6 protein-coding genes are annotated in these 10,575 nt (G+C 71.5%); 2 read left to right on the top strand and 4 right to left on the bottom strand.

Annotation, left to right across the window (positions count from 1 at the left end; all coding sequences use genetic code 11):
- Window positions 1-373: 373 nt before the first annotated feature.
- On the bottom strand, window positions 374-922 hold the full coding sequence (locus ABT009_RS39725) for a MarR family winged helix-turn-helix transcriptional regulator (protein WP_351306252.1): 549 nt from the start codon (window positions 920-922) through the stop codon (window positions 374-376).
- A gap of 124 nt (window positions 923-1,046) precedes the next feature.
- Between ABT009_RS39725 and ABT009_RS39720 the strand changes: the two genes are divergently transcribed.
- Entirely contained in the window at window positions 1,047-2,321 is a 1,275-nt protein-coding gene (locus ABT009_RS39720) for an MFS transporter (protein ID WP_351306264.1), read from the top strand.
- Between the two features lie 23 nt (window positions 2,322-2,344).
- Here ABT009_RS39720 and ABT009_RS39715 read toward each other — a convergent pair whose 3' ends face one another.
- Together ABT009_RS39715 and ABT009_RS39710 are read right to left on the bottom strand one after the other, a co-directional pair.
- Window positions 2,345-4,009, bottom strand: a complete 1,665-nt coding sequence (locus ABT009_RS39715; protein ID WP_351306250.1) for an ATP-binding SpoIIE family protein phosphatase — start codon at window positions 4,007-4,009, stop codon at window positions 2,345-2,347.
- Window positions 4,010-4,278: 269 nt separating this feature from the next.
- Window positions 4,279-5,595: an NAD(P)/FAD-dependent oxidoreductase gene (locus tag ABT009_RS39710; RefSeq protein ID WP_502990050.1), complete on the bottom strand. Its 1,317-nt coding sequence runs from the start codon at window positions 5,593-5,595 to the stop codon at window positions 4,279-4,281.
- Window positions 5,596-6,081: 486 nt separating this feature from the next.
- Between ABT009_RS39710 and ABT009_RS39705 the strand changes: the two genes are divergently transcribed.
- Complete coding sequence (locus ABT009_RS39705; RefSeq protein WP_351306246.1) at window positions 6,082-6,879, top strand: TetR/AcrR family transcriptional regulator; 798 nt, start codon at window positions 6,082-6,084, stop codon at window positions 6,877-6,879.
- Between the two features lie 108 nt (window positions 6,880-6,987).
- On the opposite strand, the gene ABT009_RS39700 is transcribed toward ABT009_RS39705, so the two are convergent.
- The gene (locus ABT009_RS39700) at window positions 6,988-10,524 is read right to left on the bottom strand and encodes an AfsR/SARP family transcriptional regulator (protein WP_351306244.1); all 3,537 of its coding nucleotides are present in this window, start codon (window positions 10,522-10,524) and stop codon (window positions 6,988-6,990) included.
- Window positions 10,525-10,575: the final 51 nt, after the last annotated feature.

Here is a 10,575-nt window from a genome sequence, read left to right as displayed (position 1 = left end):
TCCGATTTCCTCGGTGCTTTCCAGGTTCTCGCTTTCGCGTTTCCCTTTCCGGCGGTTCCGACTCTATCAGATCCTTTCGGGCCTGATTCCCAGTCAGAGTGGGCTGTCTTCCCGGCCGTTGGGCCGTTCCGACGTCCTAAACCTTAGCGGATTCTCCCGGCGACTCATAATCGAGTCTTGGAATTGAATTCGGGCGCGCCGAAATCAGTCCCGCTGGGAGTTCGTGCTGGTGGTTTGGGGTGCCGCGTGAGCGGCGACAGGTGCTGCCGGAGAACCGTTACGGCTCCGTGGCAACCCGAAGAACTTTACGGACCGCCCATAGGGATGTCAACCGTCCTCGTCAAGAATTTTTCGGCGGGGCCGGCCAGGGTCATCAGTCCAGGTCACTGAGGCGTCCGCCGGCATCCGGCTGTGCGGCCTCCACCCGCCGCAGGAGACGGGTCAGCACCTCACCGAGGGCGGTGCGCTCCTCCGCGGAGAGGTCCTGGAGCAGTTCCTCCTCGAAGACGGAGGCGAGCCGCATGGCCTCGAGCCACTTCTCGCGCCCCTCGGCCGTGAGCTCGACGATGACGCGTACGCGGTTGGACTCGTCCCTCTCTCGCGTGACCAGCCCCTCCGCCACCATCCGGTCGATGCGGTGGGTCATCGCGGCGGGTGTGAGGCCGAGCCGCTTGGCGAGGTCTCCCGGGCCCATTCGGTACGGGGCCCCGGAGAGGACGAGGGCCTTGAGGACCTCCCACTCGGCGTTGCTGATGCTGAGCGTCGCGGTCTGACGTCCGTAAGCGACGTTCATGCGGCGGTTCAGGCGCCCCAGGGCCGAGACGATCTTCTCCACCTGCGGGTCGAGGTCCTGGAATTCGCGCTGGTAGGCGGCGATCTGCTCTTCGAGGGTCGGCTCACTGACGCCGGGGGTGTCGCCCATGGTCCGCAGTATCGCATGATCTCGCTTGGCGTCGAAGTCCTTCACCCTGTACCGTTTAGCTTCGAAGTTTAGGTTCGAAGTCTTCAGGGTTGAGGGGAAAGTGACCAGGGCTACGGGCGCAGCGATGCGCCGGATCCAGATCGGCAGTGCGCTGAGCGCGTTCGGCGTCGGCTTCACGGTTCCGTTCCTTTATGTCTATGTGGCGCAGGTGCGGGGCCTCGGGGCCAGTACGGCAGGTGTCGTGCTCGCCGCTTTTGCCGTCGCCGCTCTGGTCGTACTGCCCTTCATCGGGCGCGCTCTCGACCGGCGTGGGCCGCTTCCCGTGCTGGTGGGGGCCTCGCTGATCGCTTCCGCCGGCGCCCTGGCGCTCGGGCTTGCGCGCGGTGAAGTAGCGGCGATCGTGTCGGCCGCAGTGCTCGGCGCGGGCACCGCGGTGATGCAGCCGGCGCTCGCGACCCTGATCGTGGGATGCGCGGAGACGAGCACGCGCACGCGTGCGTTCGCCATGCAGTTCTTCCTGCAGAACCTGGGGCTCGGCATCGGCGGACTGATCGGCGGCCAGATCGTCGACGAGAACCGGCCCGCAAGCTTCACGCTGCTGTTCTCGATCGAGGCCGTCATGTTCCTGGTGCTGGCCGCGATCGCCGCCACGGTGCGGATGCCGCATGCGACGGCCCTCCGTGGTGCTGTGCCGCGGGACGAGTCAGCGGTCGGCGGGAGCGGCGTGCGGGCGCTGCTGCGGCACCGGGCGATGGTGCAGCTGTGTGTGCTGGGCTTCGTGTTGTTCTTCGCCTGTTACGGGCAGTTCGAGTCGGGCCTGTCCGCGTACGGCGTGGAGGCAGCGGGGATCTCGGCGTCGACTCTGGGGATCGCGCTGGCGGCGAACACGGCGGTGATCGTGGTCGCGCAGTTCGCGGTGCTGAAGTTCGTCGAGCGGCGCAGCCGGTCCCGGGTGATCGCGTCCGTGGGGCTCCTGTGGGCGTTCGCGTGGGCGGTCGCGGGGTACGCGGGGCTCGGGCACGGCAGCCAGGCCATGGCGACGGCCGCGTTCATCTCGACGTACGCCCTGTTCGGGCTGGGTGAGGCAATGCTGTCGCCGACCCTCGCGCCGCTGGTGGCGGATCTGGCACCGACGGGCATGGTCGGTCAGTACAACTCGGCCTTCGCCCTGGTGAAGCAGTTGGCGCTGGCGGTCGGTCCGGCCGTCGGCGGTCCGATGGGGGCTTCGCTGCACGTGCCGTACATCGTGACGTTCCTGCTCTTCTCGCTCGGCATCACGGTGCTGGCGCTGCGGCTGGGCCGCCGACTCACCATGGCGCAGGACCAGCCGTCGCTCGCCAGGAGCCGGGTCGTGGCGCAGGGCGGTGCGCCGGCCGAACCGGTGCCGTCGGGCACCTGACGAGGCTGCCCGGCGCCGACGTACTACGTGGCGCTGGGCAGGGCGAACTCGCACCAGACCGCCTTGCCGCCTCCGGGTGTGCGGCGCGAGCCCCAGTTCGAGGCGATCGTGGCGACGATGGAGATGCCGCGGCCCGTCTCGTCTGCGGGCTCGGCGCGGCGGCGGCGCGGCAGATTGTCGTTGCCGTCGGTCACCTCGATGATCAGGCGGCGATCGGTGCGGCGCAGTCGCAGACGCATCGGCGGGGTGCCGTGCTGGAGCGAGTTGGCTACGAGTTCGCTGGCGGCCAGGACGCCCAGGTCGTGCAGTTCGGACGGGAAGCGCCAGCTGGTGAGGACACCGGAGGCGAAGGCACGCGCGCGTGGAGCGGCTTCCACTCCGCCGAGCAGTTCGAGCGCGGCATTGCGGAAGAGCTCCTCGTCCGGGCCGCTGCGTGCGGGGTGCTGCAGGACGAGTACGGCGACGTCGTCGTCGTGGTCCGCGGTGACGCCCGCCGTGCGGATGAGCCGGTCGCACACCACCTGCGGCGTGCCGGTCGCTCCGGCGAGTGCGCGCTCCAGGGCCGCCACGCCCTCGTCGATGTCCTCGTCGCGCCGCTCGACGAGGCCGTCGGTGTAGAGCACGGCGGTGGAGCCGGGGCCGAGCGGGACGGAGCCGGAGGCGTGCATCCAGCCGCCGGTGCCGAGCGGAGGGCCGGTGGGTTCCTCGGCGCGGTGCACGGTGCCCTTCTCGTCGCGTACGAGGATCGGCAGATGGCCCGCTGAGGCGTACACGAGCTTGCCCTCGTTGGGGTCGTGGACGGCGTATGCGCAGGTGGCGATCTGGTTCGGGTCGATCTCGGAGGCGAGGCCGTCCAGCAGTTGCAGGACCTCGTGCGGGGGCAGGTCGAGGCGGGCGTACGCCCTGACCGCCGTGCGCAGCTGGCCCATGACGGCCGCCGCGCGCACACCGCGGCCCATCACGTCGCCGATCACGAGGGCCGTGCGGCCGCCGCCGAGGGTGATCACGTCGTACCAGTCACCGCCGACGGCCGCGTCGGTGCCGCCCGGCTGGTACGTGGCGGCGATGCGCAGGTCGTCGGGCTCTTCCAACTCCTGCGGCAGCAGGGACCTTTGCAGCGTGACGGCTGTTTCGCGCTGGCGGCGCTCGCTGGCGCGCAGCCGTTCGGCAGCCTCCGCGTGGTCGGTGACGTCGGCGGCGAAGATCAGGACGCCGCCCCCTTCGGGGGTGGCCAGGGTGTCGACGGGCGTGCAGGTGAATGTGTACGAGCGGCCGTCGGGGGCCTTGCGGGACTTGACGGTGCGGGGTCTGGAGCTGCGCAGCACCTGGTCGAGGAGCGGCAGCAGGCCGATCTCGTCGAGCTCGGGAAGGGCCTCGCGCGCGGGTTCGCCGACGGGGCGGGTGCCGAACGCCGCGGCGTACGCGTCGTTGACGTAGGCGATGCGGTGCTCCGGGCCGTGGACGAGCGCGACGAGGGCCGGGATGTGGTCGAGGACCTCGCGGACCGGGAGGTCGTCCACTGCGGGCGAGGCGCAAGACGCGTCCGTGTCCGTCAGCTGTTCGACGCGGGCCGCGGGGACGGGACTCGCTCCGTCCGCGGGGGGTGCCGGGGAGACGGCGTCATCGGCCCGCGCTGCCGCGCGGCGCTGCGTTCCGGGGAGCCGGGCGCTCCAGCGCGTGAAGTTCACCGATTCATGCCTCGCGTCGTCGTCTTCGGCCCGCTCCTGAACGGCCGGGGGTCCGGACCGCCGCGCAGCCGCGGTCGAGGGCTGCGTACTCCGGACAGATACAGCACTGGGGAAAGCCTCAAGATGTCTGGGTGATGTCAAGGTGATGTCGAGTGCGGGCGAGGGGAACGGCCGTCCGGCATCGTCATGGTCGTGGTCAGGGACCAGTCTGGCCGACGGGACCGACATCCGTCAGACGCCGGTCATGCGGGTGGAGTTCCTGCCTCCGGTCAGGACGACCCCTTCGGGTTGTCCTGAGGCTTCCCACCGGCCGCGAGTTCGAACTCCGCCCGGGGATGTTCGAGCGATCCCAGTGACACGATCTCCCGCTTGAAGAGCCCGGAGAGGGTCCATTCGGCGAGTACGCGGGCCTTGCGGTTGAAGGTCGGCACCCTGCTGAGGTGGTAGACGCGGTGCATGAACCAGGCAGGGTAGCCCTTCAGCTTGCGTCCGTAGACGTGTGCAACGCCCTTGTGCAGGCCCAGGGACGCGACCGATCCGGCGTACTTGTGCGCGTACTCCTGGAGGGGCTCCCCGCGCAGTGAGGCGGCGATGTTGTCGCCGAGGACCCTCGCCTGGCGCACCGCGTGCTGGGCGTTGGGGGCGCACTCCCTGCCGGGCTCGTCGGCGGTGACGTCGGGGACGGCGGCGGCGTCTCCGGCCGCCCACGCGTGCGTGACGCCGTCGATGGTCAGCTGGGCGGTGCACTTGAGGCGGCCGCGCTCGTTCCGTGGCAGGTCGGTGGCGGCCAGGATCGGGTGCGGCTTGACGCCTGCGGTCCACACGACCGTACGGGTCGGGAAGCGCGCGCCGTCGCTGAGCACGGCGACCCGGTCCTCGCAGGACTCGAGGCGGGTCTCCAGGCGTACGTCGATGTTGCGGCGGCGCAGCTCACGGACGGCGTACTTGCCCATCTCCTCGCCGACTTCGGGGAGGATGCGGTTCGTCGCCTCGACGAGGATCCACTTCATGTCCTCGGGCTTGACGTTGTGGTAGTACCGCGCGGTGTAGCGGGCCATGTCCTCGAGCTCGGCGAGGGCCTCCACGCCCGCGTACCCGCCGCCGACGAATACGAAGGTGAGCGCTGCGTCGCGGATCGCCGGGTCGCGGGTCGAGGAGGCGATGTCCATCTGCTCGATGACGTGGTTGCGCAGGCCGATGGCCTCCTCGACCGTCTTGAAGCCGATGCCGTGCTCGGCCAGGCCGGGGACCGGGAGGGTGCGCGAGACGGAGCCGGGGGCCAGGACCAGTTCGTCGTACGTGAGAGTGATGCTGCCCGTGCCCTCCTCCTCGCTGGCGAGGGTGGTGAGGGTCGCGGTGCGCTTGGCATGGTCGATCGACCGGGCCTCGCCGACGACGACGCGGCAGCCGTCGAGGACGCGGCGCAGCGGCACCACGACGTGCCGGGGCGAGATGGAGCCCGCGGCCGCCTCGGGCAGGAACGGCTGGTATGTCATGTAAGGCTCGGGCGTGACGACGACGATCTCGACCTCGTCCCGCTGGAGCTCGGGTTTCAGCTTCCGCTGCAGACGCAGAGCCGTGTACATCCCGACATAACCGCCGCCCACGATGAGAATGCGCGCGCGCTCGGGGGATTCGGCCCGCCGCGCAGCGACTGTCGGTTGCGGTGTCCCGTCATTGATCGCAGCGTTCACCATCCCATGACGCACCCGTCACCGGCGTTTGTCCACAGTCCCGGCAATTTATGTGACCGGTCAGGCCGAGCGGTCACAGTTGGGCGATTTGTCGGACTCTCCGGAAGAACCGCAGGTCAGCGAATGGGCGCTACGGGGAGCGCGGGGGTGCAATCGGGTGGAACCGGTACGTACTCCGATCGTGGTACGCGCCGCGCGGAACGTCCCTCTTCTGAATTGACTCCGGCTCAACTATGTTCGTGTGTCGTCGGAGTGTGGGGGGATGCTCACGGCGGGTCCGATGAGCGGGCTCGTGGACCACGCGTGTGCCTGTGCGCTCCGGCTGCCAAATGGCGGGGAGAGTCTCCGGGGGGAGACGTCATTACCGGGGGAACACTCATGCATATTCAGGACTCTCATTGGTCGTCCGCATCCGCCTTCGCAGCGGCGGGATCGCACGGCACGCATGGAGCGCACGGCTCGCACGTCGGGAACGGGCGCACGGTGAGCGACGGAGGGCGCACGACGCCACTGCGGGTGGACGCCCAGCGCAATCTCGAGCACGTGCTGCGCGCGGCGCGCGAGGTCTTCGGCGAGCTGGGGTACGGCGCGCCGATGGAGGACGTGGCGCGGCGGGCCAGGGTCGGCGTCGGCACGGTCTACCGGCGGTTCCCGAGCAAGGAGGTCCTGGTACGGCGCATAGCCGAGGAGGAGACCTCCCGGCTGACCGAGCAGGCGCGTGCGGCGCTCGGCCAGGAGGACGAGCCGTGGTCTGCGCTGTCGCGCTTCCTTCGCACGTCCGTGGCCTCGGGAGCTGGCCGGCTGCTGCCGCCGCAGGTGCTGCGGGTGGGCGTCGCCGAGGATGGCACGGCCGCGGGTACCGGGTTCGACGATGCGCGGGTGCCGCAGCAGCGCGCCTCCCAGCCGGCGGGGCCTGAACTGCGGCTGGTCGAGCAGCGGACGGCACGGACCGACGAGCCGGGCGACGCGGGTGCTGCGGAGCTTCTCGACGTCGTCGGCCGGCTGGTGGAGCGGGCGCGCGCGGCGGGCGAGCTGCGGGCGGACGTGACCGTCGCCGACGTACTGCTGGTGATAGCCACCGCCGCGCCCGCACTGCCGGACGCGGCCCAGCAGGCGGCGGCGTCCGCACGGCTGCTGGACATCCTGCTGGAGGGGTTGCGGTCGCGGCCGGCGTGACGAAAGAAAGCCCGTCCGGCGATTGAGGACGAGCCGGTAGGGCGATACGGGGGTCCAGGGGCGGAGTCCCTTGGTTACGGGAAGGGGCGGGGTAGGGAGATCCGAGCCCTACGGGCCTGTGGCCGCCGCCAGTTCGGCGAGCACGCCGTCGGCCGTGAGCCCCGCGCCCGCCGCGTACTCGGCGTCGTAGCGCCGCCGGCCCAGCGCGGCGAGGGCGTCGGCGGCAACAGCCTCGGCCTCGGAGCGGTCCGGCTCCGGACGCGGGTGCCCACCGCGCCAGTGGGCCCCCGCGGCGAGCAGCCGCGTGGCACGCACATGGTCGCCGAGGCGCGCCAGGAGGGTGGCGGCGGTGTCCACGAGCGCCGCCGTCACTACCTCCGCGCACTTGCTCTCGACGGCCTCGCGCAGGATCCCGGGCATCCGCGCCAGCGCCTGCCCGGGTCCTGACTCGACCGCGACGATCCGGACGTCGACAGCGTCCATGCCGGCGTTGAACTGCGGCGGCGGCGTGCCACGCGCGGCATCCTCGCGTGCCGCGTCGCACAGGGCACGGGCGCGTACGACGTCGCCCTCGTCCAGCGCCATCATGGCGGTCAGTAGCCGCACGAAGGCCCGCGAGTCCGTGACCCCGTGCCGGTCCGCTTCGGCGTTCGCCTCGTCCAGGGCCTTCCGGGCCGCCTCCCGGTCTCCCGAGCGGTAGGCGATCTCCGCCAGACGTGCGACCAGGAAAGGCGTCTCCGCGTAGGCACCCACCTCGTAGGCGAGCCGCAGCGCCTCCTCGAACTCCTCCTTGGCCTCGTCGAAGCGGCTGCGGGCCATCGCCGCCTCGCCGGCGGCGCTGGACACCTGGGCGCGCACCCAGCGGTCGCCCACGCGCCGGCTCAGGGTGCGCAGCTCCGCCAGGTCGTCGTCGATGGCGTCCACGCCGCCGGGTGAGTCGACGACCGTGTGCAGACGGAACATCAGCAGGACCGCGACCTCCCAGTCCCCGCCGAACCGGCGGCAGTTGGCGACCGCCACGTCCAGGACCCCGTTGACATCTGGGCGCCCCCCGAGGAAGTAGGCGGTGAAGGGCCAGATCAGGCCGGGGAAGCGGGCCGCGGCGGGTACGGGTTTGTCGAAGGCGTGCTGCAGCTGGGCGATGTACTCGCGCACCCGCTCACCGGTCAGCGTGGTGGCGGGCCTGGTCTCCGCCAAGAGGAAGAGATGCAGGATGCGGAGGCTCATCCGGGGCCAGTAGAGGGGGTCGTCCTGGTCGGTGGCCGGGCCGGCCTGCTCCTCGGCTGCGGGATCGGCCTGAACTACGGGTCCGTGGCCAGGCTGCGATACGGGTCCGTGACCAAGCTGGTCGTCGGCTGTGGGACCGGGCGGTACCTCCGCCCACCACGGGAAACGCGCCTCCCGCAGGTCCGTGGCCGCGCTCATGCGCAGGACGCGCTCGATCCACTCGATGCCCTCCCTGCGGAAGTTGCGCAGCCACCAGAACCAGCCGGTGCCCAGGGCGAGCGCGCAGGCCTGTTCCTCGTCGCCGGTCGCGACGGCCCGGTGCAGGGCCGCGCGGATGTTGTCGAGCTCCGTCTCCATCCGCCGGATCCAGGGCAGTTGTTCGGCGGAGCGCAGGAGAGGTTCGGCCTTCTCGACGAGCGCCCTGAAGTACGCGGAGTGGCGGCGCTCTGCGGCGGCGCGCAGCTCCGGGGCCTCGGCGGCGCGCTCGGACGCGTACTCGTGGATGGTTTCGAGCATGCGGTAGCGCATGCCGTCCTCGACCCGCGCGCAGGGCGTGGCGACGACGAGGGACTTGTCGACGAGCGCGCCGACGACGTCCGCGGCCGGTCCCGTGCAGACGGCCTCCGCGGCCCCGAGGTCCCAGCCGCCGGCGAAGACGGACACCTCCCGCAGCACGGTCCGCTCACGCTCGTCGAGCAGGTCCCAGGACCAGTCGACGACCGCCCGCAGGGTCTGCTGACGCGGCAGTGCGGTACGGCTTCCGCTGGTGAGGAGGCGGAAGCGGTCGTCGAGGCGGTCGGCGATCTGCCGCGGCGTGAGCATCCGCAGCCGGGCGGCGGCCAGCTCGATGGCGAGCGGCAGCCCGTCGAGACGGCGGCAGATCTCGGCGACGGCCTCCGCATCGGCATCCGCAGTGGCGGCGAAACCCGGCCTTACCGCCGTGGCCCGTTCGGTGAAGAGGCGGTGCGCCGGATGGGGCGGGAGCGGCTCTACGGGGCGCACGGATTCACCGGGTACGCCCAGGGGCTCGCGGCTCGTGGCCAGCACGGTGAGGTCCGGGCAGCGGGTCAGCAGGGTCTCGGCGAGCCGGGCGGCAGCATCGATCACGTGTTCGCAGTTGTCAAGGATCAGGAGCAGCCCTCGCGGCCCGCAGTACTCGACGAGCAGGGCGAGGGGGTCGTCCTGCGGTGCCGTCAGCTCGCTCGTCATCAGCACCGTCTCGCGCAGGCCGAGCGCGCTGACGACGGCACCCGGGACCGCCTCGGGATGGTCGAGCGGGGCCAGCTCGACCAGCCATGCATCGGAATGCCCGGCGGCGGCTTCCTCTGCGAGGCGGGTCTTGCCCGAGCCACCGGGTCCGGTGAGCGTGACCAGGCGTGCCCTCTGCAAGTCCGAACGGATGGAGCCCAGTTCGGGTTCCCGCCCGACGAAGGAATTCAGCCGCGGCCGGAGATTGCCCTTCCGCTCGGGACGGCGGGAGGAGGGGGTGGACGCGGGCTGCGGGGGCTCCTCGTGCACGGCGGGCGCGGACGCGCCGAGCGCGGCATGCGGGGGCGCGACCGACGAGGAATCCCCGGACACTCCCGCCGCGGATGCCCCATGCATTTCCGACGCTGATTCACCCGACGCTGATTCGCCGAGCGCTTCATACGCGGACTCGCGGACCACAGCACCCACCGGACCCCCAGCCCGCTCCGCACCCTCCGGGGCCAGCAATCCGGCATGCAGAGCCCGCAGTTCGGGACCGGGATCGGTACCGAGGCCGTCCGCCAGGATGCGGCGGACGTGCTCGTACGCGGCGAGAGCGTCCGCTGGGCGCCCCGCGTCGCGCAGAGCACGGATGAGGAGCGCGTGGAGCGGCTCGTCGTACGGGTGCGCGGCGGCGAGCTCCCGCAGCTCCGGTACGAGACCGGGGGCGCGGCCGAGCGCCAGATCGGCCTGGGCACGCGCGCGTGTGGCTTCCAGGCGCTGCGCCTCGAGGCGCGTGGCGACGCTGCGGTCCGGCAGATCGGCGAGGACGGGCCCGCGCCACAGGGCCAGCGCCTCGCGCAGGATTCGGGCGGCGGACACCGCGTCGCGCGCGTGGAGCGCCGCAGTTCCGTCGCGTACCAGGCGTTCGAACCTGTGCAGGTCGATGTCGTCGGCCGTCGCGGTGAGGCGGTAGCCGCCCGTCTCGGAGACGACGGCATCCCGGCCCAACGCCCGGCGCAGACGGCCGACGAGCGCCTGCAGGGCAGCAGGGGCGTCGTATGGGGCCTCGCCGGCCCACACCTCGTCGATGAGCACGTCGACGGGGACGGGGCGGTTCGCGCGGAGGGCCAGGGCGGCAAGGAGCGCGCGGAGGCGGGGACCGCCTATGGGTACGGGGGCGCCCTCTTCGGTCTGCGCCTCTGTGACGCCCAGGATTCGGTACCGCACGCGCCCATTCTCGCCCGGGGCGTCGGGCCGGTCCTGCGGTTTACGGTTCGC

This window comes from Streptomyces sp. NPDC002896, from assembly GCF_040295225.1.
GTDB lineage: Bacteria > Actinomycetota > Actinomycetes > Streptomycetales > Streptomycetaceae > Streptomyces.
This window is presented reverse-complemented; position numbering and strand designations above follow the sequence as displayed.